Origin of the sequence: Acinetobacter pseudolwoffii (assembly GCF_002803605.1) — a bacterium.
Lineage (GTDB): Bacteria > Pseudomonadota > Gammaproteobacteria > Pseudomonadales > Moraxellaceae > Acinetobacter > Acinetobacter pseudolwoffii.
The window spans coordinates 102,083-126,529 of record NZ_PHRG01000006.1; the positions used below are offsets into that span (position 1 = coordinate 102,083).

22 protein-coding genes are annotated in these 24,447 nt (G+C 43.9%); 12 read left to right on the forward strand and 10 right to left on the reverse strand.

Annotated features, from left to right (window positions below; all coding sequences use genetic code 11):
- Positions 1-20: 20 nt before the first annotated feature.
- Both CWI32_RS11915 and omp38 read right to left on the reverse strand, forming a co-directional pair.
- Positions 21-554 carry a peptidase C39 gene (locus tag CWI32_RS11915; RefSeq protein WP_100535381.1) on the reverse strand — a complete coding sequence of 178 codons (534 nt, stop codon included), beginning with the start codon at positions 552-554 and terminating at the stop codon, positions 21-23.
- A 103-nt stretch (positions 555-657) separates the two neighbouring features.
- Positions 658-1,710: an outer membrane protein Omp38 gene (gene omp38, locus CWI32_RS11920; RefSeq protein WP_100535398.1), complete on the reverse strand. Its 1,053-nt coding sequence runs from the start codon at positions 1,708-1,710 to the stop codon at positions 658-660.
- 375 nt (positions 1,711-2,085) lie between these two features.
- On the opposite strand from omp38, the gene CWI32_RS11925 reads away from it, so the two are divergent.
- A complete protein-coding gene (locus tag CWI32_RS11925) occupies positions 2,086-2,607 on the forward strand; it encodes a GspH/FimT family pseudopilin (protein ID WP_100535382.1) in 522 nt (173 codons plus the stop codon).
- Between the two features lie 110 nt (positions 2,608-2,717).
- Entirely contained in the window at positions 2,718-3,893 is a 1,176-nt protein-coding gene (locus CWI32_RS11930) for a thiolase family protein (RefSeq protein WP_100535383.1), read from the forward strand.
- A gap of 174 nt (positions 3,894-4,067) precedes the next feature.
- Here the strand turns inward: CWI32_RS11930 and CWI32_RS11935 are convergent, their stop codons facing one another.
- From CWI32_RS11935 to CWI32_RS11950, 4 genes are all read right to left on the reverse strand, one after another.
- Entirely contained in the window at positions 4,068-5,054 is a 987-nt protein-coding gene (locus CWI32_RS11935) for a diaminopimelate dehydrogenase (RefSeq protein WP_100535384.1), read from the reverse strand.
- Positions 5,055-5,341: 287 nt separating this feature from the next.
- A complete protein-coding gene (locus CWI32_RS11940; protein ID WP_005098005.1) occupies positions 5,342-5,827 on the reverse strand; it encodes a DUF934 domain-containing protein in 486 nt (161 codons plus the stop codon).
- Complete coding sequence (locus CWI32_RS11945; RefSeq protein WP_005098006.1) at positions 5,820-7,463, reverse strand: nitrite/sulfite reductase; 1,644 nt, start codon at positions 7,461-7,463, stop codon at positions 5,820-5,822. The genes CWI32_RS11940 and CWI32_RS11945 overlap by 8 nt, the downstream gene beginning before the upstream one ends.
- Positions 7,464-7,721: 258 nt before the next feature.
- Positions 7,722-8,843 (reverse strand): CaiB/BaiF CoA transferase family protein, encoded by a 1,122-nt coding sequence (locus CWI32_RS11950; protein ID WP_100535385.1) that lies wholly within the window; start codon positions 8,841-8,843, stop codon positions 7,722-7,724.
- Positions 8,844-9,056: 213 nt separating this feature from the next.
- On the opposite strand from CWI32_RS11950, the gene CWI32_RS11955 reads away from it, so the two are divergent.
- The 4 genes from CWI32_RS11955 (at position 9,057) to CWI32_RS11970 (ending at position 14,374) form a co-directional block, all read left to right on the forward strand.
- Positions 9,057-10,067, forward strand: coding sequence for an AraC family transcriptional regulator (locus tag CWI32_RS11955; RefSeq protein WP_005169495.1), 1,011 nt, complete (start codon positions 9,057-9,059; stop codon positions 10,065-10,067).
- A 167-nt stretch (positions 10,068-10,234) separates the two neighbouring features.
- Positions 10,235-11,440: an acetyl-CoA C-acetyltransferase gene (locus CWI32_RS11960; RefSeq protein ID WP_100535386.1), complete on the forward strand. Its 1,206-nt coding sequence runs from the start codon at positions 10,235-10,237 to the stop codon at positions 11,438-11,440.
- Between the two features lie 296 nt (positions 11,441-11,736).
- Positions 11,737-13,872 (forward strand): 3-hydroxyacyl-CoA dehydrogenase NAD-binding domain-containing protein, encoded by a 2,136-nt coding sequence (locus CWI32_RS11965; protein WP_100535387.1) that lies wholly within the window; start codon positions 11,737-11,739, stop codon positions 13,870-13,872.
- A 160-nt stretch (positions 13,873-14,032) separates the two neighbouring features.
- On the forward strand, positions 14,033-14,374 hold the full coding sequence (locus CWI32_RS11970) for a hypothetical protein (protein WP_034608399.1): 342 nt from the start codon (positions 14,033-14,035) through the stop codon (positions 14,372-14,374).
- Positions 14,375-14,444: 70 nt separating this feature from the next.
- Here CWI32_RS11970 and CWI32_RS11975 read toward each other — a convergent pair whose 3' ends face one another.
- Entirely contained in the window at positions 14,445-14,876 is a 432-nt protein-coding gene (locus CWI32_RS11975) for a GNAT family N-acetyltransferase (protein WP_100535388.1), read from the reverse strand.
- Positions 14,870-16,093 carry a class I SAM-dependent methyltransferase gene (locus tag CWI32_RS11980; protein ID WP_100535389.1) on the reverse strand — a complete coding sequence of 408 codons (1,224 nt, stop codon included), beginning with the start codon at positions 16,091-16,093 and terminating at the stop codon, positions 14,870-14,872. Before CWI32_RS11980 ends, CWI32_RS11975 begins: the two co-directional genes overlap by 7 nt.
- Positions 16,094-16,196: 103 nt before the next feature.
- Here CWI32_RS11980 and trhA point away from each other — a divergent pair, with 103 nt between their 5' ends.
- The 3 genes from trhA to CWI32_RS11995 all read left to right on the forward strand — a co-directional run bounded on the left by trhA (position 16,197) and on the right by CWI32_RS11995 (position 18,823).
- On the forward strand, positions 16,197-16,841 hold the full coding sequence (trhA, locus tag CWI32_RS11985) for a PAQR family membrane homeostasis protein TrhA (protein WP_074383498.1): 645 nt from the start codon (positions 16,197-16,199) through the stop codon (positions 16,839-16,841).
- A gap of 142 nt (positions 16,842-16,983) precedes the next feature.
- Positions 16,984-18,291: an MFS transporter gene (locus tag CWI32_RS11990; protein ID WP_074383499.1), complete on the forward strand. Its 1,308-nt coding sequence runs from the start codon at positions 16,984-16,986 to the stop codon at positions 18,289-18,291.
- A gap of 130 nt (positions 18,292-18,421) precedes the next feature.
- The gene (locus CWI32_RS11995; RefSeq protein WP_100357973.1) at positions 18,422-18,823 is read left to right on the forward strand and encodes a hypothetical protein; all 402 of its coding nucleotides are present in this window, start codon (positions 18,422-18,424) and stop codon (positions 18,821-18,823) included.
- A gap of 24 nt (positions 18,824-18,847) precedes the next feature.
- Here the strand turns inward: CWI32_RS11995 and CWI32_RS12000 are convergent, their stop codons facing one another.
- Positions 18,848-19,858: a metallophosphoesterase gene (locus tag CWI32_RS12000; RefSeq protein WP_100535390.1), complete on the reverse strand. Its 1,011-nt coding sequence runs from the start codon at positions 19,856-19,858 to the stop codon at positions 18,848-18,850.
- A 101-nt stretch (positions 19,859-19,959) separates the two neighbouring features.
- On the opposite strand from CWI32_RS12000, the gene CWI32_RS12005 reads away from it, so the two are divergent.
- Positions 19,960-21,594 carry a phospholipase D family protein gene (locus CWI32_RS12005; RefSeq protein WP_100535391.1) on the forward strand — a complete coding sequence of 545 codons (1,635 nt, stop codon included), beginning with the start codon at positions 19,960-19,962 and terminating at the stop codon, positions 21,592-21,594.
- A 294-nt stretch (positions 21,595-21,888) separates the two neighbouring features.
- On the opposite strand, the gene CWI32_RS12010 is transcribed toward CWI32_RS12005, so the two are convergent.
- On the reverse strand, positions 21,889-22,695 hold the full coding sequence (locus CWI32_RS12010; protein ID WP_100329182.1) for a lysophospholipid acyltransferase family protein: 807 nt from the start codon (positions 22,693-22,695) through the stop codon (positions 21,889-21,891).
- A 189-nt stretch (positions 22,696-22,884) separates the two neighbouring features.
- Between CWI32_RS12010 and CWI32_RS15475 the strand changes: the two genes are divergently transcribed.
- On the forward strand, positions 22,885-23,016 hold the full coding sequence (locus CWI32_RS15475; protein WP_005098021.1) for a hypothetical protein: 132 nt from the start codon (positions 22,885-22,887) through the stop codon (positions 23,014-23,016).
- 77 nt (positions 23,017-23,093) lie between these two features.
- Entirely contained in the window at positions 23,094-24,434 is a 1,341-nt protein-coding gene (gene hflX / locus CWI32_RS12015) for a ribosome rescue GTPase HflX (protein WP_005169463.1), read from the forward strand.
- Positions 24,435-24,447 lie beyond the last annotated feature (13 nt).

Sequence of the window (24,447 nt, forward strand, 5' to 3'; positions counted from 1 at the left end):
CTGATTTTTAATTTCTTAGATTAGTTATGCCGCATGACAAAATTACGGTCATCGATCACAATCACTTGCTGACAGATCCCCTCTGCCTGACGCTGCTGCTCGAATACATCTGCCGGCATCGCATCAAAACTGTCAAAGAAACTGATCTCATGTTCATCTATTGCATAGATCAATGAATGATTACCGACCCCTTCTAAGGTATCGTAGAAAACAATCACGAAACGGCCTGCTTCCACCTGCTGCTGGATTTCTGTATAAGAGATCACACGCTCTTCAACAGGTATTTTAAGTGTCTGTGCTTGTTGATAAAAATCAAGCTCGACTGGCTGTTTATCTGCATCATATTCGCTAAAAAAAGCAACATCCAGTCCCAGTGTCTGCAAAGCCACTGCCAGCGCAATACTAGAAACCCCCATCTCTGAGTCATGACGGCAGAGCTGAACCAGATCAGGAATATGCAGGTCAATTCCATAATGATGAAAAATCATCCATATTGAAAAAATTCCACCATTGGCTTCCAGATTTTGCAAATCTTCCGGAATTTCTATACTCACGCTTTTACTCAACTACATTTTCAGTGCTTAAGTAGTGTAGTTAAAATTCAGAGATAAAAAAAGCGGCTCATATGAGCCGCTTTTTTAACAATTCAATAATTAATTATTGAGCTTGTTGTTGACCTTCAACAAGTACAGTACGGCTACCAGTGATTGTCGCGAATACACGACGGTTCATAGCACGACCTTCTTTAGTGTTGTTGTCAGCAATCGGTTGATCCCAAGCGAAACCTTGAGTAGACAAGCGAGATGCATCAACATTGTATTCATTTACAAGCGAAGATTTAACAGAGTTAGCACGTGCTAGAGATAAACGTTCGTTTAGTGCACGTGGACCAGTGTTGTCAGTGTGACCTTCGATACGAGCAGTAGCGTTTGGATATTCAACTAGCTTCTCAGCAACTTTAGCGATTTCTGGTTTGTATTGATCTTTGATGTTTGATTTGTTTGTATCAAAGAACACACGAAGTTCCATGTTCAGGTCTTCAGTCAACTCTTGTGGCGCTGGAGCAACTGGAGTTACAGGCTCAACTGGAGCAACTTCAACTACTGGAGCAGCTGGTTTCAGACGACCACCTAGAACAACATTAAGACCAGCTAATGCTGTGTAGTTCCAGAATTTTTCGTCAAAGTGGTAAGTACCACGAGCTTCAGTACGTAGCGCTAAGGCATCGTTGATGTGCCAGAATGCACCCACACCAGCATTACCTAGAGTACCTTCTTCTTCATTACCGCGAGTACCGCGTGGCACACCTTCAAATTCGTATTTGTAGTGACCCGCACCTAGAAGCATGTATGGCTTCACTTTGCTGTCATAGTTACCAGTAAATACGTCAGAAGTTGCGTAGAAGTTACCTGCGATGTTTTGGCCTTTATATTCTGCACCAGGCTCAGCACCGTCAACATCACCTTTAACTTGGCTGTATTCAGCTTCAAAACCTAACCAAGGAGTAAGTTCTACACCAATAGCTGCACCTACAAATAAATCATCTTGTAATTCAGGGCTGCTTGTAAGCTCACCATCATTACCGCCATTGTTGTGCTGAGTGTCTTGGAATGTATAACCTAACATCAACGGAGTAACAGTTACGCCTGCATTTGCAGCAGCAAAAGGTGCAGCTACAAGCATAGCTAAAGCAATACGACTCATTTTCATGGATTTATCCTCCAGAGATAACAATTGTTGTTCAAGCTCAAGCCCGTAATAGGCCATCCTGAGATAGGCTTTTTATTACCCCAGTTTTATTCTTAAGCTATTCACATGGCATCATACAAACACTTTATTATTTTTCCAAGTGCTTGATTAATTTAATCAAGTAAATTATTGACAAAATTACTTACAATTTCCGTTGTAATTCAGTAATTTTTTACTCAATTTTTTATTCTGAATGACCTATTGTGATTGCCAATTATTTTTTAATAGCTTTCTTGAATTTTGAGTAACAGCTAAATTACACGCTCAACAAAGCATAAAAAACGCATAATTAATAACATGTTTCCTATAAAAATAATATATAAATCAGGTAACTCTATGTATAGAAAAATAACAAGAGCGTTCACTATTGTTGAATTGATTATCTGTGTTGCAGTGCTTGCAATTTTGGCCAGTATTGCCCTGCCTTACTTTCATGAATATCAGTCCAGACAGGAAGCCAAACAGATTCCTATCAAATTATCTGCGGTTAACCGTTATGCACGTAGTCAGGCTGCCGTGTTTCACCAGAATATTGTGATCTGTCCCAGTCAGGATTCACTCAGCTGTCACCCCAATCAATGGAATAAAAATATACTGGTCTTTATTGATAAAAATAAAAACCGGCAAGTCGATGCAGGCGAACAAATTTTACACATTGATGCTCTAAATCTTAAATATGGCAACCTGAGTTGGCGAGGCGCATTAAGTTCACCAAGTGTCACTTATCAGGCACATACCGCCCTTCCGATTGGTTCGAATGGTAGTTTCTATTATTGTTCTGCTCAACTTTCCAGCCAGCAGCGTATTGTACTGAGTAAAATGGGACATATCCGGGTAGAAAGTCTCCCTTCTTGCTAACAGAACTATGCAGTTTATGATTGACTGCGATTAGCGCTTCAATCCTGAGTTTTTTTCAATATACTGCTTATGTTTGAAAAATTGATTAAAACTCATACGGAGATATAACAATGACTGATATCGTAATTGTCAATGGTGCACGCACAGCCATGGGTGGCTTTCAGGGTAGCCTTGCCAGTGTAACTGCACCTGAACTGGGTGCGGCTTCAATAAAAGAAGCGATTGCTCGCGCAGGCTTACAAGCAGCAGATATTGAAGAAGTCATTATGGGTTGTGTCCTTCCTGCTGGTTTGAAACAAGGTCCTGCCCGTCAAGCGATGCGTCAAGCCGGCCTTCTGGATTCAACGGGTGCTGTGACCATTAACAAACTCTGTGGTTCTGGCATGAAAGCGGTGATGCAAGCAGCCGATATGATTAAAGCCGGTTCTGCAAATATTGTGGTTGCAGGGGGGATGGAATCAATGACCAACGCGCCTTATGTATTGCCGAAAGCGCGCGGCGGCTTCCGCATGGGACATGGCGAAATTAAAGATCATATGTTCCTAGATGGTCTTGAAGATGCTGAGACAGGTCGTTTGATGGGTTCATTTGCCCAAGATATGGCAAATACCAAAGGCTATACTCGCGAACAGATGGATGATTTCGCCATTCGCTCATTGAAACGTGCACAAACTGCTGTGAATGAAGGCTATTTTTCTGATGAAATCGTAGCAGTTACGGTAAAAACACGTAAAGGTGATGTGGTTGTTGATAAAGATGAACAACCCTTCAATGCCAATATTGATAAAATTCCAACCCTGCGTCCAGCCTTTGCCAAAGACGGCACCATTACCGCTGCCAATGCCAGCTCAATTTCTGATGGTGCATCAGCTCTGGTGATTAGCTCAGCGGATCATGCCGCAGCAAAAGGTTTAAATCCTTTGGCCAAAATTGTTGCCTATGCTTCAAATTCACAGCATCCTTCTGAATTTACCATAGCGCCAGTGGGTGCAATTCAAAAGGTTCTCGATAAAGCAGGTTGGAATGCTCAAGATGTCGACCTCTGGGAAATCAATGAAGCCTTTGCCATGGTGACCATGTGTCCAATGGATGAGTTCAAGCTTGATCCTGAAAAAGTCAATATTAATGGCGGTGCCTGTGCCCTCGGTCATCCTGTCGGTTCAACCGGTTCACGTATTATCCTGACTTTGATTCATGCGCTGAAACGTACCGCTGGTAAACGTGGTATTGCTGCACTTTGTATCGGTGGCGGTGAAGCGACTGCTGTGGCGATTGAGTTGCTTTAATTAAAAGTCTCCCTTTTAAAAGAGAGATTTAGAGGGATTTTAGAAATCCTCCCCTCTTGCGGAACATCGTTCCTCATCCTTTAATAAAGGAGGGGGAATTTTAGAAATCAAAAAGCCTCCAATTGGAGGCTTTTTATCGTCAAATATTCAAAGCTGTACTTTAAATGATAAGACTTAAAGAATTTCTTTACGAAGTTGCTCAGGTGATTTCATTGACAACAAGCCCGGTGCCACATCAAATGCTGTTTTTGCACCATACTGCTGCATTTGATTTAAACGATAAGTTGCACGTGCATAAGCAACTAAAACGCTGGCTGTAAATTCTGGATTACTTTCTAGTTTTAATGAAAACTCAAGCACTTGTTTATGTGCATCACTGGTGTTTCCACTACGAATCACAAAACCACCATGCGGCATACGCTGGTGATCTTGTGCTAAAGTTACTTCATCAATGAAATTCACAGTCGTGTCATAGTCGGCAAAATAATCCGGCATGGTCACAATCGCTTGCTTCACTGCTTCTGCATCTGCACCCTCTGCAAGCACCACATAACACTCACGGGTATGTTTTTCTTTGGTCGTTAATACTGGACGAACACCACTACGTACTTTCTCAATTGCTTCTGTTGAAGGAATGGTATATTGCACCCCTGCTTTCACACCTTCTACACGACGAATGGCATCTGAATGACCCTGGCTTAAGCCTTTGCCCCAGAAAGTATAGGTTTCACCGTCTGGCAGTAAAGCTTCACCAAATAAGCGATTGATCGAGAACATGCCTGGATCCCAGCCAATCGAAATCATCGCAGTTTTCTTGCTGGCTGTTGCAGGTGCATCGACCGCTGCATAATATTCAGGAATACGTGCGTGAGTGTCAAAACTATCGACAATATTAAACTGGCTGGCCAAGATCGGACCTTGTTGCGGTAAGTCGTCTTTTGAACCGCCACATAAAATCAGCACATCAATTTTATCTTGGAAATCTGTCAGTGAGTCCATATGGAACACTTGGGTTGCTGCGAAGCAAGGAGATACCGTTTCAGGCGCACGACGGGTAAAAATACCCACAAGTTGTAAATCTGGATTCTTTTGAATGGCGGTTTCAACGCCACGACCCAAGTTGCCATAACCAGCAATACCAATACGGATAGAATTTTGCATAAAGACAAGTCACTTCATCATGAAAAAATTAAAAAAATAAATCAGATGACGATCCCATTAAAATCGCCCTCTTGATTGATTTTGCATACTCGAAAATTAGCGCTCTGCTCGCGTTACTCTCAGCATAAAGATACTTATGCTACAGCAATTCGCAGCAATTTAAAGCATTCAGGATAGTATAGAAACAATCATATCTATCGTCCAAAGCAAACAAAAAGCCTGCATTGCAGGCTTTTTGTTTATAAGAAAAACAGACTTATTTACAGACAAGCTTTTTAACTTTCAGGTTAGGCACCTGTTTGATAATTTGCCTGATTCACCGCGGTCGATGCTTGGTACGGATTTTTAAAATCATTTAAACCGGCAGCCGCCTCCTGAATGTCTTTACCTTCTTTAATCACGAAAGTATCGAAACCAGAACGCTTCATGTAGTTCAACACATCTTTGAATACATCACCAGTGGCACGAAGTTCGCCTTGGAAACCTTGACGGCGTAAAAGTGCTGCAAATGAATAGCCACGGCCATCATTAAAACCGGCGAATTCAATAAAGATTGCATCTAATTGAGCTAGCGGAAATTCATTGCTTTCAGGTGAAGCATCAACGGTTAAGTACAATGCTTTTTTACCTGAAACATGGCGAAGCTGATCTAACTGATCTACCGTCAGAACCACATCACCTTGTGGTAAAACACCCTCTTCACCGATGAGCTGGTAAGTATTTTCTGTCACTGTGCCATCTTTAGAGAGCACTGCGAGTGCGGTATTAAGCATATGCACGCTCCTTGAATGGTTGGATGCCAACACGGCGATAAGTATCGATAAACTCTTCAGCGTCCTGACGTAGATCAAGATAGGTATTTAGAATTTCTTCTACAATATCCGGCACCACATCTGCTGCAAATGACGGCCCAAGAATGTCGCCAATTGAGGCATCATGGTCTGCATTACCGCCAAGCGTGATCTGGTAGAATTCAGCGCCTTTTTTATCAACACCCAAGATCCCGATATTACCGACATGATGATGACCACAGGCATTCATACAACCTGAGATGTTCAAGTCCAGTTTACCCAAGTTGTAAATGGTATCCAGATCATCAAAACGGCGTGAAATCGCTTCAGAAATCGGAATCGATTTTGCATTGGCCAATGAACAGAAATCACCGCCCGGGCAGCAGATGATGTCGGTCAAGAAACCGATATGCGCGCGTGCCAGATTGTTTTGTTCAAGGGTTTGCCATACAGCAAACAAATCTTTTTGCGGCACATCGACCAGCGAGATATTTTGTTCATGCGTGGTACGTAATTCACCGAAAGTGTACTGATCGGCAAGGTCTGCAATCAGGTTCATTTCTTCAGTGCTGACATCACCCGGTGCAATGCCGGCACGTTTCAGTGAAATCGTCACAATACGATAACCTTTCACTTTATGGGCATTGGTATTGATATTGAACCACTGTTTGAATTTTGGATATTGCGCAAACAATTCAGTAAAATCTTCATCTGCATAATCTTGATAATCAAATGGGGTGAAGTTTTCATCCATTTTTGCCAAGGTGTCTGCATCGATTTTCAAAGTCTTAACAGTATGCGCAAATTCAGCTTCAACTTTCTCAGCAAATACCGCTGGCGTTAAAGCTTTGACCAAAATTTTGATACGGGCTTTATATTTGTTGTCGCGACGACCATGCAAGTTATACACACGAAGCACTGCTTCAAGATAAGCAATCAAGTCTTCACGTGGCAGGAACTCACGGATAAAGCTGCCAATCACTGGAGTACGGCCAAGACCACCACCCACTTTGATTTTATAGCCCATTTCGCCGGCTTCATTACGCACAATATATACACCGATATCGTGAAATGCAGTGGCTGCACGGTCGGTTTCTTCAAGCGCAGAGACTGCAATCTTGAACTTACGTGGCAAGAAAGCAAATTCCGGATGGAAAGTTGACCATTGACGGATCAATTCACAGGTCGGACGCGGATCGGCAATTTCACCAGCCACTACACCGGCATACTGATCCGTCGTGGTATTACGGATACAGTTGCCTGAGGTCTGAATCGCATGCATTTGCACGGTCGCCAGTTCAGCCAGCATATCAGGTACGTTTTCCAGTGCCGGCCAGTTAAACTGGATGTTTTGACGGGTCGAAATATGCGCGTAACCACGGTCATATTCTTTAGCCAAATCAGCCACTTTACGCAGTTGCTTTGAATTCATCAAACCATAAGGCACTGCAATACGTAACATCGGCGCATAACGCTGTACATACAGACCATTTTGCAGACGAAGCGGACGATACTCATCTTCGGTGAGTTTACCGGCTAAATAACGTTCCGTTTGGTCACGGAACTGTGCAACACGTTCATTAATCAGTTGCTGATCGAAATCAGTATATAAATACATGGCGTACAGCTGCTAGTAGTTTCTATTATATCGATCGCAAGGATAGCGAGATTAAACCTATCAATAAAATGCTTTTTATACATATTTCATAGCTGTTTTATTGATAAGCCTGCCAAAGTTTCACTGATATCACGGTTTAGCGCATTTAGTGTAGTTTTAAAGCAATAATGCTTTAATTCATCAATCATTAGCAGTTATTTTCATATAGTGATATTTCTATATTTTTATCCTTTTTTGTCTTTTAAATAATTAAAAATATTACCATTTTTCACTCTCACCCAAAAACTGACCGACAAAATCATAACGTATCTTTGAACGTGAAAATTTAATCGGACAGGCCAGTTGTGCTTCGGTCTGCTGACTATCGGGTTTTAATGGAACCTGAACTAGCCATTCTCGCTGTTGCGCTAAATCAGAATGCAAAGCTTCTTCAAGTTTTAGCACCGGCTCAACACAGACATCCAGCGCTGCGAATAGTGTTTGCCATTCCGCTAATGATTTTGACTTTATTCTATTTTGAATTGCCTGTTTCACCGCAGCACGATCTTCTGGAGCAAAAGAATTGCCTTTTTCTAGAATAATCGGCAGCTCTAAAGCCTGTGCCAATCCCTGCATAAATTGAGGTTCCAGACTGCCAATCGACAGATAACGTCCATCCTGTGTTGCATAATAGTCATAGAAAGTCCCGCCATTCAGATAGCCAGACTCAGGTCGTTGATGCTGATTGCCAGCCAGACTGGCGGATGCGGCCAGATTATTCATGGTGACCACACAATCAGTCATGGAAATATCAATATATTGACCTTTACCGCTGCGCTGGCGTTCGATCACTGCCGCCAGAATTGCAATCACGGCATGCATGGAACCACCGGCTACATCGGCAACCTGAATACCTAAAGCAGGTGGCCCACTTTCAATCCGGCCACTGTGTCCAGCAATACCGGACAAGGCCAGATAGTTAATATCATGTCCTGCTTTCGCTTTGTAAGTACCGGTTTGGCCATAGCCAGTGATGGAACAGTAAATTAATTTGGGGTTAATTTCGCTTAAGATTAAGTAGTCCAGTCCAAGCCGTTGCATCACGCCGGGACGAAATTGCTCAATCACAATGTCATAATCTGCAATCTTGGATTTGACCAGTTCGATATTGGTCGGATCTTTCAAATCCAGTGCTACCGATTGCTTGTTTCGGTTCAGATAACTCTGTGAAGTGGCCTGTCCATTGGCAAAGGGGGGCATTAATCGCAACAGGTCCGGGCGGGTCGGTGATTCAATATGCACAACCTCGGCGCCGAGATCAGCCAGATATAATGTCGCGAATGGGCCCGGCAATAATGTAGAAAAGTCTAGAATTTTCAATCCTTTTAAGGTATATGACATTGGAGTATTTGCTCTACTTATATTGCTTTTTTCAGCATCATAGAAACATAAATGCATAAAAACAATGTCATGTTCAGCCATTTACCTTGATAGTTTCGGCAATCTAATATGTAAGAAAATGGCAAAGGTGTTCTTGTAAATTGCCATTGCTTTATTATTTTTCGTCATTTAGGTCAAATATTAGTGAACATTAAAGAGACTGAAGGATTAAACATGAGTCGTGATACGATCAGTATCCATTTCGTCAATGCAGCCTTATCTGGCGTCAAGCGCTTAGGCATGGATGTCGATACTTTATTGTCTCACGTCGGAATTGAAGCAGAACTGCTGCATCAACCTAAAGCCCGTATTTCACCTGAACAATATACCCGCTTTATTAAAATGTTATGGATGGTGACCCAGGACGAGCATGTTGGCTTTGACAAACAGCAACGCCGATTGGGCACTTTTGCCATCATGTGTCAGCTCATCATTCATGCCAAAACCTTAGGTGATGCACTGGAACTTTCCTCGCAGTTCTATAAACTCTTCGGTGATGACTGGTCGGTGACCCTGGAACGTGACAAACACGAAGCACGTCTGGTGCCCCTCATTCCAAATGCAATGGATCCGGATCATTTTATTACCGAAAGTATGCTGATGATCTGGCATGGTCTGGCATCTTGGCTGATTGAACGTCGTTTACCGCTGGAACGTGTGCATTTTAGCTATCCACGTCCAGCCCATGCTGACGAATATGATGCCCTGTTCTTTGCGCCGGTAATGCAGTTCGACATGCCACGCACCGAAATCACTTTTGCTGCGGACTATCTGGACCTGCCGATCCGTCAGAATGAAGAAACCTTAGAGGAATTCTTGAAAGCTGCGCCTGCTCAGCTCTTGGTGAAGTTTAAAAATACCAACTCGCTGACCTCAAGAATCCGTGATGTATTGAAGAGCCAGATTGGCGAAGAAATGCCGACATTGAATGATGTCGCGTCAATGCTGTATTTATCTCCTCAAACCTTGCGCCGCCGTCTGGCAGCCGAAGGTAAAAGCTATCAAGGTGTGAAAGATGCCTTGCGCCGTGATGCCGCGATTCATCTGTTATTGAATCCAGATCTAACCCTCGAAGATGTCGCGCAGCAGGTCGGTTTCAGTGAAACCAGTACCTTCCATCGTGCCTTCAAGAAATGGACCGGTGTAACCCCAGGTCTATATCGCCAGTTGCATGGTTATCATTAATAATTCTCGATATCCTCTTCTCCAGCCCAGGTTTCCAGACCTGGGCTTTTTTTATTGGCAAAAATCGTCAAATGATCTGGTCCGTTCTCGTCATTGCACTTCAAAATTTAAGTATTACACTCGAGTCATTAAAATAATTTTCAGCAAATTAATAAAAGGGACATGCTATGAGCGAGGCATATATTATCGACGCCATTCGCACGCCACGCGGAAAAGGTAAAAAAGATGGATCTTTACATCAAGTCAAACCCATTTCATTACTGACTGGCTTGCTTAACGAACTTCAGGCACGTCATCAATTTGATACATCAAAAGTCGATGATATTGTGCTGGGTTGTGTCACTCCGATTGGTGATCAAGGCGCCGATATTGCCAAAACCGCGGCGATCGCAGCGGGTTGGGACAATGATGTCGCCGGTGTACAAATCAACCGTTTCTGTGCTTCCGGTCTGGAAGCTGTCAATCTGGCTGCACAAAAAATCCGTTCTGGCTGGGAAGATCTGGTCGTTGCAGGCGGCGTCGAATCCATGTCCCGCGTGCCGATGGGTTCCGATGGCGGCCCTTGGGCACTGGATCCTGAAACCAATATGGCCTGTGATTTTATTCCGCAAGGTATTGGCGCGGACTTGATTGCCACGATTGACGGTTATAGCCGCACCGACGTAGACCAGTTTGCCGAGCAATCCCAGAAGAAAGCCGCTGCCGCACAAGCCAATGGTTATTTCAACGCTTCTGTTATCCCGGTCAAAGACAAGGCCGGTGTGGTGATTCTGGACAAAGACGAATTTATCAAACCGACCACAACTGCTGAAGGCTTAGGCAAACTCAATCCTAGTTTCGCGACCATGGGACAGATGGGCTTTGATGCCATCGCCCTACAAAAATATCCTGAAGTTGGCACGGTGAATCATGTGCATCATGCCGGGAATTCTTCCGGAATCGTCGATGGTGCAGCCGTAGTTCTCATCGCATCAGAACAAGCGATCAAAGAACAAGGTTTAAAACCGCGTGCCAAAGTACTGGCCACGGCGCTGGTCGGGGCTGATCCTACCATTATGCTGACCGGCCCTGCCCCGGCAGCACGTAAAGCTTTGGCTAAAGCTGGCTTGACGATTGATGATATTGACCTGTTTGAAGTCAATGAAGCTTTTGCTGCGGTGGTGATGCGATTTATTAGCGAACTCAATATTGATCCAGCGAAAGTGAATGTGAATGGTGGTGCAATCGCTATGGGTCATCCATTGGGCGCAACAGGCGCGATGATTCTGGGAACTTTACTGGATGAGTTAGAACGCCAAGGCAAAAAACGTGGACTAGCCACACTGTGTGTCGGTGGCGGTATGGGCATCGCCACCATTATTGAATTGGTTTAACTCAAATATTTAAAGTGTTTGATTCACGTTTTAGTCATATGCAACCTGAGCAAAACCAAAGCACTGCTTTGGTTTTAGCGCAAGATCATTGTTTTACAAAATTAATAGATTTTGCGTATGACAATGGTTTTGCCTACTTTTGCTAAATGAGAAATACATTTCGTAAGGCAGGTCAAACTGAAGCTTAAACCAAGAATTTAGATGAATTTGGAAAGGCTCCGTAATAAGGAAAATTTCTAAAATCTAATCAGGATATTAATTCCAAATTCATCCCATTATGATCTGGATAAAAATTTATGAGCGCAATTCAATATCAAAAAACTGAAGATAATATCGTCATTCTGACCTTTGATTCTCCAAACCAGTCTGCCAATACCATGAATGCAGATTTTCGTAGCGCTTTGGCTGAAACCGTAGAAAAACTCAAAGCTGATGAAAATATTACAGGCATCATTTTCCGGTCTGCGAAAAAAACTTTCTTTGCCGGTGGTGATCTGGATGAACTGATTCAAGCTACACCTGAACATGCGACTGAATTCTTCAACATGATTGAAGAGATGAAAGCACAGATGCGTTATATCGAAACCCGCGGCATTCCGGTTGTGGCTGCACTAAATGGCACAGCACTGGGCGGTGGCTGGGAGATTGCTCTGTGTGCCCATCATCGTATTGCCTTGAATGACCCTAAAAGCAAGTTTGGCCTGCCTGAAGTCACACTGGGTTTACTACCCGGTGGCGGTGGTATTGTCCGTAGCGTGCGCCTGCTCGGCCTGCAAAATGCCTTTCCCTTGTTGATGGAAGGCAAACAGTTGGGTATAGAGAAAGCCCGATCTTTAGGGCTGATTCACGATATTGCAGACAATACCGATGAACTCTTAGACAAAGCCATTGTCTGGATCAAAACCAATCCGAAGTCACAACAGCCTTTTGATGTAAAAGGCTACAAAATTCCGGGTGGTAGCCCTTCAACGCCAGCAGTTGCACAGATGCTGGCAATTGCCCCGGCGATGCTGCGTGATAAAACCAAAGGTTGCTATCCTGCACCTGAAGCAATCATGTCGGCAGCGGTAGAAGGTGCTCAGGTCGATGTCGATACGGCGCTGACCATTGAATCGCGTTACTTTACTTATCTGGCCACGGGTCAGATTTCTAAAAATATGATCGCTACTTTTTGGCATGGATTGAATGCGATCAAATCCGGTGCCAGCCGTCCCCAAAAGATTGCGAAATGGAAAGCCACTAAAGTTGGCATTCTGGGCGCAGGCATGATGGGTGCAGGCATTGCTTATGTGACTTCCAACAAAGGCATTCAGGTTATTTTAAAAGACATTTCGATTGAAGCGGCTGAAAAAGGTAAAGCTTATAGCCAGAAACTGCTGGATAAAAAAGTAGCTCAAGGACGTTTATCTGCTGATCAACGAGATCAGGTTTTAAGCCTGATTCAAGCGACTGCATCCAATCAAAATCTGGCCGGTTGTGACCTGATCATTGAAGCGGTGTTTGAAAATCCCGCACTGAAAGCTCAAGTCACACAAGAAGCAGAACAGTATCTTGCCAGTCATGGCGTGATGGCATCGAATACTTCGACCCTGCCTATTACAGATTTAGCTCAGGCTTCAAAAAATGATCAGAACTTTATCGGTCTGCATTTCTTTAGTCCAGTCGATAAAATGCAGCTGGTCGAAATTATCAAGGGGCAAAATACTTCAGCAGAAACACTGGCCAAAGCCTTTGACTTTGTCCAGCAGATTGGCAAATTACCGATTGTGGTAAATGACAGCCGTGGCTTCTTTACCAGTCGTGTCTTTGGTACGTTCGTTCAAGAAGGTTTGCGCCTGCTGGCAGAAGGCGTGCATCCGGCACGGATTGAAATGGCCGCACTCAAAGCCGGTATGCCAGTCGGGCCTTTGGCCATTCAGGATGAAGTGTCCTTGACCCTCTCCGAACATGTGGCCAATGAAAGATACAAAGCCTTAGAAGCACAAGGTCAGACCATCACCAAATCACCCGCAGATGAAGTTATTCACAGTATGATTCATGAGTTTAACCGCAAAGGTAAGGCTGCCGGGGCAGGTTTTTATGATTATCCAGAAAATGGTAAAAAGCAGCTCTGGACGGGTCTCAACCACTGGAAAAAAGAGGTTGATCTTTCTGAACAGGAAATGATGGATCGTTTCCTGTTTGTGCAGGCACTGGATACCGTGCGCTGTCTGGAAGAAGGCGTGCTGGAGTCTGTGGTCGATGCCAATGTCGGTTCCATTTTTGGCATTGGCTTTGCAGCCTGGACGGGTGGCGCGGTGCAATTTTTAAATCAGTATGGTCTGGCCAAGGCGCTGACCCGTGCCAAGGTACTCGAAAACAAGTATGGTGAACGCTTCAAAGCACCGCAACTCCTGAAAGACCGGGCAGCAGAAGGCCAGCCGATTCAATAATTTTGAGCTCTAAATAAAAAGAGGAACTGAGTTGCTCTTTTTATTTTCCGGATCTGGCTGAATCAGTGGATACACTCGTCTAATGACAGATTTTGATCTGCTTTTTGATCAATTTATGTTATAAAGTTACATAAGTTTGATATCCACGTGGGTAAGACCTATGACTGATCACAGTTCACCTGAAAAATCCCCTTGGGGTTGGAAAGCACTTATTATCTTCTGTATTTTAGGTGGATTATTCATGTTTATTTTTTGGCTTGCGGTAACGAATGAACCGGATTACATGCCAAGCCAGCAAAATAAACAGACGACCCAGCAGCATGCTTTTAAAAATGCACCGACCATGTCTCCTGAAGCAATTGCGAAGGCTCAAGCAGATCGTGAGGCACGTGCGACTGCCAATACGGCTCATTCCGATACAACAGCGAATGAACATAATATGTCAACTGAAGAACATGCCAATATGGAGAGTGCCGAGCATAGCTCAGCGCATGGCCACTGATCTTGATTCAGTAAGGGCGTAAAAAAGCGAGGTCAATGCCTCGCTTTTTTGTATCTCAATAACTAAAAAATTAAAGCTTTAAATACATATCAATATGCGGGATGCCGCAATCCAGATAGTCATCACCTTGAGCTTCAAATCCCAGCGCTTGATAGAAGCCAATGGCGTGCACTTGCGAAGACAGTTTTAAATCTTTTCGATGATCTGCTTTGGCATAATCGATAATGGCCTGCATCAATTGCTGCCCGATCTTCAAACCACGATGTGGCTTTAACACTGCAACACGACCTACACTGTTATTCGCCAGCAATCTTGCAGTGGCTATCGCATGCCCCTTTTCATAGACCACAAAATGGATGGAAATGGCATCTTGCTCATCCCATTCTTCTTCAGCAGCGATATTCTGTTCTTGAATAAATACGGCTTCACGAATCATTTTGGCAGGCGTTGCCAAATCCTTCCAGCTGCCGGACACTATTTTCAATTCTGGATTATTTAGCATTTAGAACCAATTCCCTGCTGATCCCATTGATCATTAAGCAACAATTCCAGTGAATGTTTCTGGATCCCATACATCTCTTTTAGTGCCTGGATTTGTGCCAGAACTTCCTGATCGGGTTGTTGATAGTCTTTGCGTTTTGTCGCCAGAATCATTTTATTTTTACTGGTATGTTCCAGCGCCACAAACTCAAAAACTTTGGTTTCATAACCATAGGCTTTCAGCAATAACGCACGAATGGTATCGGTCAGCATTTCTGCCTGTTGACCGGCATGAATACCAAATTGCAGCATCGGACTCAGCACTTTTGGCGCCTGTAACTGTGGGCGCAATTCCTTATGGCAACATGGCGCACACATGATCATCTGTGCATTCAGGCGAATACCGCTGTGAATCGCAAAATCCGTTGCCACATCACAGGCATGCAAAGCGATCATTACATCCAGGCGTTTCGGTGCATAAGTACGCACATCGCCCTGAAAAAAGTCGAGCTGATCAAAGCCAGATTGTTGCGCGACCTTTTGGCAGAACTCGACCATTTTCGGATTCAGTTCCACCCCTGTAACCCACGGCGTCTCACCATGTTTTTGCATATAGTCATATAAAGCACAGGTCAGATAGCCTTTACCGGAGCCAAAATCCACCACACGCAGACCTTCGACTTGTGGCTTGAGCTGCGCCAATGCACCCGAAAAAATCTCGACAAATTTATTAATCTGTTTCCATTTACGCGCCATGCTCGGAATGATCTGCGCGTTATGATCGCTAATGCCGAGATGCTGTAAAAAGATGCTGTCCTGATCAACATAACGTTGTTTAATCCGGTCATGACCCTGTTCAGCGGACTTGACCTGAAGCGTCGAGTTTTTGTTTTTAGTACGGGTCAACATGGCTTTTTTCTTGTTTTTTTTCAGCTGTAATTCTTCATCTAGCGTCATTAAATTGGCTTGCTTGCAACATGCTAATAATACTGTCACCTGTGCCAGTGCATCCGCTAAAGGATAGTTTTTGGTGACATCCTGAGTTTTATGGCGATACAAACAGCTCAGTACTTTTTGCCCATTTAATGAAATGACTCGCAAGGTCATTTTCTCTAAATCCTGCAGTTCACCTTTATACTGGCTTAAGATCAGACGATCAAATTGATCACTTTCAACAGCTTGCTGAAATACATCTAAAAACTGCTGTTCTTGGTCTGAGAGAGTTGCCAACGTTGACATAGATAAAACCTGAAATGAATTGCCCCTCAAGTTTAAATCTTCTTAACCTAAAAGCAAAATTGAATTACTATACAAATGTATATTTTAAAGAAGAATGACAATCATGCAGAATGCGCCGCTAGTTCCAGATTATGATCACACTGAGGAACGAATTAATTATATCAGTCATGCTGTGGGTGCTGGACTATCGGTAATTGCTGGTATTCTTTTGATTATTAAAGGGTCTTATCTCAGTACTGGACAATGGATTGGACTTTGGGTCTATGCGCTGAGCATGATCTTGCTCTTCTCTGCGTCCATGCTCTATCACATGGCCACCGCAGCAGACCGTCGTTATTTTTATAAAAAAGTTGATCATACTGCAATTTATTATTTAATCGCCGGAACCTATACGCCTTTCCTGTCAATTGCCATTCCAACAGCCAAAGCCCAGTATTTATTGATTGCACTCTGGGTGATCGCCCTCATTGGTACACTGTTCAAGTTCGTTTTCATTCATCGTTTCCAGAAAATTTCTTTGGCGGCTTATCTGGTCATGGGCTGGCTGGCGCTGCTGGTGATGGATGATATGCAACAATATCTTAGTGCTCAATCTTTGACCTTTCTGATCATTGGCGGATTGGCTTATACCGTAGGTGCATTGTTTTACGCTTTAAAAAGAGTAAGATATACCCACGCTATCTGGCACATATTTGTATTGATAGGCGCAGGATCACATTTTCTGTCTATCTATCTTTACGTGATTTAATCATCTTCTTTTTCATTTCAGTGACCCTGAGCGAGTTAAAGCGAGAAGATTGCAGTTGTTTTTTTAAAAAATTACGCCTTTTTTAAAAAGATTACGCTTTTAAAACTAAGCTTTTTTATTTTTAGTAAGTGTAAGGTTCTCCATGGCGTCGTCTAATTCTGCTGCTCAGCCAGCACAAAATTCAAAATTTCGCGTTTTAACCGCGAGCTTGGTCGGTACTACAATCGAGTTCTTCGATTTTTATATCTATGCCACTGCTGCTGTCATTATTTTTCCGTATCTGTTCTTCCCTGCAAGTACAGATCCGATGACTGCCACCATTCAGTCGCTGGCCACTTTCGCCATTGCCTTTATTGCCCGCCCGATTGGTGCGGCACTCTTTGGTCATTTGGGTGACCGGATCGGGCGAAAAGCCACATTGGTCGCTGCCTTGCTGACCATGGGGATTTCCACCGTTGCGATTGGCCTCTTGCCCACTTATGCGCAAATCGGGATTGCTGCACCACTCTTGCTTGCACTCTGTCGTTTAGGTCAGGGCTTGGGGCTGGGTGGTGAATGGTCAGGTGCCGTACTTCTTGCCACCGAGAATGCACCTGAAGGTAAACGTGCCTGGTATGGCATGTTCCCGCAACTTGGTGCTCCAATCGGCTTTATTCTGGCAACAGGTTCTTTCCTGACGTTGGGCGCTTTCATGTCTGAGGCTGACTTTATGGCTTGGGGCTGGCGTATTCCATTTATCTCAAGTGCCTTGCTGGTGATTGTCGGTTTATGGATTCGTTTAAAACTGCATGAAACCCCGGCATTCCAAAAGGTGCTAGATAAACAAAAAGAAGTGAACATTCCATTTGTTCAAGTCTTCAAAAAACATTCTCGCATGCTGGTACTCGGCACCATCGCTGCAATCTGTACCTTCGTGGTGTTCTACCTCACCACAGTATTTGCATTGCAATGGGGTACTAAACAGCTAGGTTATTCTCGTGAAGAATTCCTGCAATTGCAGTTGGTTGCAACCCTATGTTTTGCTGCCTTTATCCCACTTTCTGCAGTATTGGCCGAGAAATTTGGCCGTAAAACCACCTCGATTGCAGTCTGTGTTATCTCTGCCATCTTCGGGATTTTCTTTGCAGATATGCTGGAATCTGGCAGCACGCTGGTGGTATTCCTGTTCTTGTGTATTGGTCTGGCGATCATGGGCTTAACCTATGGGCCAATCGGTACTGTATTGTCTGAAATATTCCCGACTTCAGTACGTTATACCGGTTCTGCATTGACCTTTAACCTGGCAGGCATCTTTGGTGCATCCTTTGCTCCGCTGATTGCCACCAAACTGGCAACAACTTATGGTCTGTCTGCAGTCGGTTATTACCTGACCGCAGCATCAATCCTGTCACTGATTGCATTTCTGTTGATTCGTGAAACCAAGAATGATGATGTAAATAATCAAATTTAAAGTCTTAGTTTGATTTAAAAGCCAGCATTCGATGCTGGCTTTTTTATGATTTCACAACAAAACTCTGCTACTTATCTCGTTAAATTTGCTCAACAATCAAATGGACTCAACCAGACAATGAGGCAAGGCAATGCAGGAACTTATTGAATCCCTAACCCAGGAACAGTTGGTCAATATTATTATTTTGCTGGAAGATGATAAAAAAATAGAGGCCGTTCGCTATATCACCGAGCACACGACTTTGGATGAAATCCAGGCGCTGCAAGTGATTGAGGAAATTGTCCGTGAGCACGATGTGGTCATGAAAACTGAAAGCACAGGACCGCGCTTTAGTGATGATGCGGGTGAGATTGACCTGGTAACGCCTCCCCTTGAAATTCCGACCCATCCGAGCCTGAATACCCCCACAGAAGCTGAAATCACCGCACGACAATTACGCGAAGACGTCCCAACCCGAAAAATTGAAAATAAAATCTGGATTCTGGCAGCCATTGCAGTGCTGTTATTGATCCTGATCTGGATCATCAGTTAAAGCTGAACAGGACAATATCTCCATTTAGATCAGTTCAATAATATCAATGGTGGGTGGTACTCGAAAACGAAAAGGTACGCCGACCAAACCGGTGCCGACCGTGACAAACACATCTGCATGTTCATGACGGTACATGCCCTTCTTATGCCCCAAAATTGATACTTTTTTCATGACATAATCGGTCAGCCAAGGCAATTCCACCTGTCCGCCATGGGTATGTCCAGCCAGCATGAGAGGACGTGTCGGCAATTTGGGAATCATATCCACCGTATCGGGATTATGCGACAAAATGACCCAAGGCTTGTCCTGAGGTAAATCTGGCAGACTGCGCATATCGGCTTTACCCGCCCAGAGATCGCCCACACCCAAGAGCCGAAATTCATCAAATTCGACAATTTGCCCTTCAATATCCATGACCTGATTGACTTGCAGTGCATATTGCAACAGTTCCTGAATCGGTGGTCCCGGATATTGCTCGTCATGATTGCCATTGACGGAATAGACTGGGGCATGAATTTCTTTTAAAACTGCCAGTTCTTGTGCCAGTTTATTTTCCGGCTCATAAGTCCAGTCTCCGGCCACCACCACCAAATCGGGTTGAACATGATTTAACTTATGCACAATTTGTCGCAACTGCCGTTCATGACCAGAAAACAGACCGATATGTAAATCTGCAATCAGGGCAATCCGGACGGGTTGCTTTAAGCGTTTATCCGCATTGATCTGATATTGTGTCGTTTTCACTTGAATTAAATGCGGCTCGATAAAGCGTGCATAACTCAAGACGGCGCTGATCAAAAATACAAAAACAGCTTCATGCAAGGAATAATAACCGCTCCATCCGGCATAAATACTGAAGAACACCAGTGGAACCAGTAAATAGGACAGGTAAAAAGCCAACAAATGACAAAATGCTTTAAATGGATGAATAGTCTCGGTACGAGATTGACTAGACCATGCCTGGTACACAGCCCAGATGGCCAGAATGGCCATGCCTAAATAAAAATAAAAAAGTACGGAACTGGTATCCCACATAGATTTGCCTTGTCGAGTCGAGAAGCTGATTACTGGCTTTATATTTATCTTTTCATAGCTGGCAATTATACTCAATTCTAATTTTTCATTCTTCGACTTATATGGCCACTGCTCCCCACGTTCAAGCTCATTCAAAATCTCCCAGCTTTTCATCAATTTATCGCTATAAAGCTGGGATTTTACTGAGCTGTAGCATGATCTTGGGTCTTCCTGCATGCAGTACTTTGCCCAAGCAAACTGAGCAGCCTAGCCAGATGGCATTTGAAACAGATACCTCACAAACCAGTTTGGCGCAAATTGTTGAACCTTTACGTGAACAGAACATCGGCCTGACCGGTTATCGTGTGCTCTATGACCCACTCGAAGCACTGGGTGCGCGTATCCAGCTGATTAAGAAGGCCGAGCGTAGTCTGGATCTACAATATTATATTTGGGACAACGACCGGATTGGCACCCTTGCCCTGCATGCGATTATTCAGGCGGCAGATCGTGGCGTAAAAGTGCGTCTGCTAATGGATGACAATAATGCCAAGAAAATGGAAGGTATTTATCTGGCCTTAAACCAGCATCAGAATATCGATGTCAAACTGTATAATCCCTACCGTTTTCGAAAATATCGTGCCATGGACATGGTGCTGGATTTAAAGCGTATTAATCGCCGCATGCATAATAAAAGTTTTATTGCCGACAACCAGATTGCCCTGATTGGTGGACGCAATATGAGTAACCAGTATTATAATGTCAGTGAAATTTATCAGTTTTCCGATGTCGATGTGATGCTGGTCGGTGCAGCATCGGATGAAATCATTCATTCCTTCGATGAATACTGGAATGATGATTATGCCTATCCGGTGCAACAGATTGTCAATCCGCGCCATCATGGCTTACGCTTTCCAAGCCTGAAACAACAACTGGAAAAGCACAGTCAGGATCAGGCCACACAGAATTATCTGGATCTGGCCAATCGTTCCAGAGCATTTGACCAATGGCTGGAACAAAACATTCAACTGGATTGGGTCGAAGCCGAAGTGGTCAAAGATCCTCCAAGCAAAATCAAGGCCAAGGCCAAAGCCGAAGAACATCTCAACTTCCAGTTATTACAACATCTGGAAAAACCTGAACAAAGTGTTGATATTGTCTCTGCCTATTTTGTTCCGGAAAAAATTGGCGCAGATCGTTTAAAGAAACTGGCGGATGAAAATATCGAGGTCCGTGTCTTGACCAATTCGTTTAAAGCCAATGATGTTGCCGTTGTACATGCCTTTTATGCCAAATATCGTCAGGATTTATTGGAAAATGATGTGCAGCTATATGAGTTCCTTGCAGCGCCAGATGCCGATCATCTCAATGCCAATACAGCGGAAATTTCCAAAAAAGCCAAAGTCAGCCTGAAAGGTCTGAGCCGCTCCAGCCTGCATGCCAAGCTGATGGCAATCGATCAAAAACAGGTGTTTATTGGTTCTTTTAACTTTGATCCACGTTCTGCCTATCTCAACACTGAAATTGGTGTCTTACTGAATAGTCCCTCTTTAGCACAGGCAGTGCACCAAACCATGGATCAGAACTTAAGTAAATATGCCTATAAACTGGTGCTGGATGCCAACCAGAATATTAACTGGAAAATCAAGAAAGCCAATGGAGAGGTTAAAACCTTCACCAAAGAACCCGGAATAAGATGGTACCAAAAAGCTGGGCTCAAACTGGTGTCCTGGTTGCCGATCGAAGGGTTTATGTAAGTGACAAACAGCTTGAGTTGAACTATTTAAAATAGCCTCTTCTTTAACGCTGCCTTCTTCTCATGGATTTGCCCAAGTTTCAGAGATATGAGTGTGGCAAGGATGTCACATATTATCTATCACGACAGGACGTCGTGTATGGATAATAAAGACTTTTGCCTACTTTGGGTCTGTCAAAAGTAGAGTTTTGCCAACACAAAGCCATTTAAATGTTTAAAGCAAAGATGAGGCTATACACGTCTATTCCCAAGAATAGATATCAAATGCCTAAATTTCTCATCCAGTTGTTTTTTATTAAGTCTTTTCTAGTACACGCGATTGCAACTCCACCAAGCCAGCCTGCATGGTTTGCTGTACCACACGGGTCAGGCTTTCAACAGTGTGCCCCTCAGTCGCGATTGCAGGTAAAGCCACTAAATGTGCAATCACTTGTGGCATTTCCAGTACTTTTTTGACATGGGCTGCAAAACTGATGTCATTGATAAACGGCGCAACCACATCGAGTTCACCCTGCTGATTCACATAACAAATCAGGCAAATTTGCACAGGACGCTGTGCCTCAATCGCAGCGCCCAAAATCCGGCCGTGTACTTTTTTAATGGCTCGCCCATCTGAAGTGGTGGCTTCAGGAAAAAATAATACGGGAATATTCTGTTTTAAAAATCCGGTAATCTGTTCGCGGATACGCACCGAATCACCAGAACCACGTTTGATAAATAAAGTGCCGCCACCTTTGGCCAATTTACCCAGAATTGGCCAGTTTTCAATTTCTGCTTTGGCCAGAAAAAATACGCGTGCCCCTGAACCTAAAACTGCAATATCGAGCCAGGACACATGGTTACTCACCCATAAAGCGGGTTCGCGCGGAATTTCACCGTGCACCTGGACTTCTATATTGAATACTTTGCACAACTGTCGACAAAAATGTTGCACATAACGGGTATTGGTTGGATTGTTCGGATTTTTGTATAAACCGTGACGGAAAACCAAATAGAACCCTTCACTGATAACAGCCAGTGAAGCTGTTACTTTTCGCATATAAAGCCAGAATTTTGCCAAGCCATGTCGGTGAGATGTTTGATCTTGTACAGTTGGGTTCATAAAAATGTCACTAAATCCTAAGCTAGATACAGGGAATATCCACGAATTAAACTCATTCTATACTGTTCATTCGCAACATGCATTGATAATAAAAACCGACCAATAAGATCTATATCTTCAATTTTAATTGGATTAATAAATCATTTAAAATAAAAATATCGGAATATTAGATTAAAAAGGATCGCTGCCATGCCAGATCAAACCCAGCCTGCGAATGAAAAGCTTCAGCCTTTACAAGTGCTCAAATATATTTTGGGTGGTACCTGTATCTATGCCGCTGTACTGGTAACACTTGCACAACTGTTTGTCACCGCACTTTAAACCAAAGCCGCGCTAATTCAGTATCTGCCTCGCTCTTTTTCAACTACACTAAAGCTTTCAAGTGGAGATTGGCCCGAGTGGAATATTTAGAACAACATCGGGGGAAAGAACGCGTCATTCTGGTGAGTGTCAGCGTACAAATGCTGGATGACCTTGATGCTGAAGAGTTTAATCTGCTGGCGCAATCTGCAGATGCCGAAATTCTGGAACATATTCATGCTCAACGCGTCAAACCGGATGCCAAATTTTTTATCGGGTCAGGCAAAGCAGAAGAAATCGCCGAATGCGTAGAAGAACTGGACGCCAATCTGGTCATTGTTGATCATGCCCTGACACCGGCCCAGGCCCGCAATCTGGAACAGGTCATCAAGTGCCGTGTGGTCGATCGTACCGAACTGATTTTAGATATTTTCGCCCAGCGTGCCCGTACCTATGAAGGCAAGCTGCAAGTCGAACTGGCACAACTGCAACATTTATCATCCCGCTTAATTCGCAGCCGTGGCAATCTCGACAGCCAAAAAGGCGGCATTGGCTTGCGTGGCCCGGGTGAAACCCTGCTTGAAACTGACCGTCGTTTACTGCGTATTCGCATGGGACAACTGAAAGCCAAAATTGATAAAGTCCGCCAGACCCGAATGCAAGGTCGTATTGCCCGTCAAAAAGCAGCTGTCCCAACTGTGTCTTTGGTCGGTTATACCAATGCCGGCAAATCGACCCTGTTTAACCTGCTGGCCAAGAGTGATGTCTATGCAGCCGATCAGCTTTTTGCCACCTTGGACCCGACTTTAAGACGTCTGGAATGGGATGGCATCGGTAATCTGGTACTGGCAGATACGGTGGGTTTTGTTCGCAATCTTTCCCACTCGCTGGTTGAATCCTTTAAGGCGACCCTGGAAGAAACCGTAGAAGCTACCCTGTTGCTGCATGTCATCGATTCAAGTAGTCCAGAAATGCTGGAGCAGATTGAAGCGGTTGAAAAAGTCTTGAAAGAAATTGGTGCCGATGTTCCGATCCTGCAGGTTTACAATAAAATTGACTGTAGCGGCGATGAGGCCAAAATTATTTATCGACGCCCGGGTGAGCCAGAACGTGTCTATGTTTCAGCACATAGTGGCGAAGGGATCGACCTGCTGCGTAAAGCGGTACATGAAGCCCTGATGGGACAATTGCAATCCTTTGACCTGATTCTGAAACCCGCCTACGGCAAGCTGCGCAACCAGCTTTATGGTTTAAATGTAATCCAGTCAGAACATTATGATGATGAAGGTCAGCTGCATTTACATATTCGGATTGCAGCACAAAAATTGGAGCAGCTGATTAAACAGGCGCATTTACCTTTAGATGAAATTTTAGGAAAACAGGCGCAGCAGTTTCAACGTCCACTGGAAGCGTTTGAAATCCGGTCAAAGATCGAGTAAAACTTGATAAGTA

Bases quoted from the DNA above. Each gene is read 5' to 3' on its own strand.
- CWI32_RS11960 (WP_100535386.1), top strand. From the start codon at position 10,235: ATGAGCGAGGCATATATTATCGACGCCATTCGCACGCCACGCGGAAAA.
- CWI32_RS15475 (WP_005098021.1), top strand. From the start codon at position 22,885: ATGCCAGATCAAACCCAGCCTGCGAATGAAAAGCTTCAGCCTTTACAA.
- CWI32_RS12005 (WP_100535391.1), top strand. From the start codon at position 19,960: ATGGCCACTGCTCCCCACGTTCAAGCTCATTCAAAATCTCCCAGCTTT.
- CWI32_RS11975 (WP_100535388.1), bottom strand. From the start codon at position 14,876: ATGCTAAATAATCCAGAATTGAAAATAGTGTCCGGCAGCTGGAAGGAT.
- CWI32_RS11950 (WP_100535385.1), bottom strand. From the start codon at position 8,843: ATGTCATATACCTTAAAAGGATTGAAAATTCTAGACTTTTCTACATTA.
- CWI32_RS11935 (WP_100535384.1), bottom strand. From the start codon at position 5,054: ATGCAAAATTCTATCCGTATTGGTATTGCTGGTTATGGCAACTTGGGT.
- CWI32_RS11995 (WP_100357973.1), top strand. From the start codon at position 18,422: ATGCAGGAACTTATTGAATCCCTAACCCAGGAACAGTTGGTCAATATT.
- CWI32_RS11945 (WP_005098006.1), bottom strand. From the start codon at position 7,463: ATGTATTTATATACTGATTTCGATCAGCAACTGATTAATGAACGTGTT.
- CWI32_RS11940 (WP_005098005.1), bottom strand. From the start codon at position 5,827: ATGCTTAATACCGCACTCGCAGTGCTCTCTAAAGATGGCACAGTGACA.
- trhA (WP_074383498.1), top strand. From the start codon at position 16,197: ATGCAGAATGCGCCGCTAGTTCCAGATTATGATCACACTGAGGAACGA.
- CWI32_RS11930 (WP_100535383.1), top strand. From the start codon at position 2,718: ATGACTGATATCGTAATTGTCAATGGTGCACGCACAGCCATGGGTGGC.
- CWI32_RS11970 (WP_034608399.1), top strand. From the start codon at position 14,033: ATGACTGATCACAGTTCACCTGAAAAATCCCCTTGGGGTTGGAAAGCA.
- CWI32_RS12000 (WP_100535390.1), bottom strand. From the start codon at position 19,858: ATGTGGGATACCAGTTCCGTACTTTTTTATTTTTATTTAGGCATGGCC.
- CWI32_RS11965 (WP_100535387.1), top strand. From the start codon at position 11,737: ATGAGCGCAATTCAATATCAAAAAACTGAAGATAATATCGTCATTCTG.
- CWI32_RS12010 (WP_100329182.1), bottom strand. From the start codon at position 22,695: ATGAACCCAACTGTACAAGATCAAACATCTCACCGACATGGCTTGGCA.
- CWI32_RS11955 (WP_005169495.1), top strand. From the start codon at position 9,057: ATGAGTCGTGATACGATCAGTATCCATTTCGTCAATGCAGCCTTATCT.
- CWI32_RS11980 (WP_100535389.1), bottom strand. From the start codon at position 16,093: ATGTCAACGTTGGCAACTCTCTCAGACCAAGAACAGCAGTTTTTAGAT.
- CWI32_RS11925 (WP_100535382.1), top strand. From the start codon at position 2,086: ATGTATAGAAAAATAACAAGAGCGTTCACTATTGTTGAATTGATTATC.
- CWI32_RS11990 (WP_074383499.1), top strand. From the start codon at position 16,984: ATGGCGTCGTCTAATTCTGCTGCTCAGCCAGCACAAAATTCAAAATTT.
- omp38 (WP_100535398.1), bottom strand. From the start codon at position 1,710: ATGAAAATGAGTCGTATTGCTTTAGCTATGCTTGTAGCTGCACCTTTT.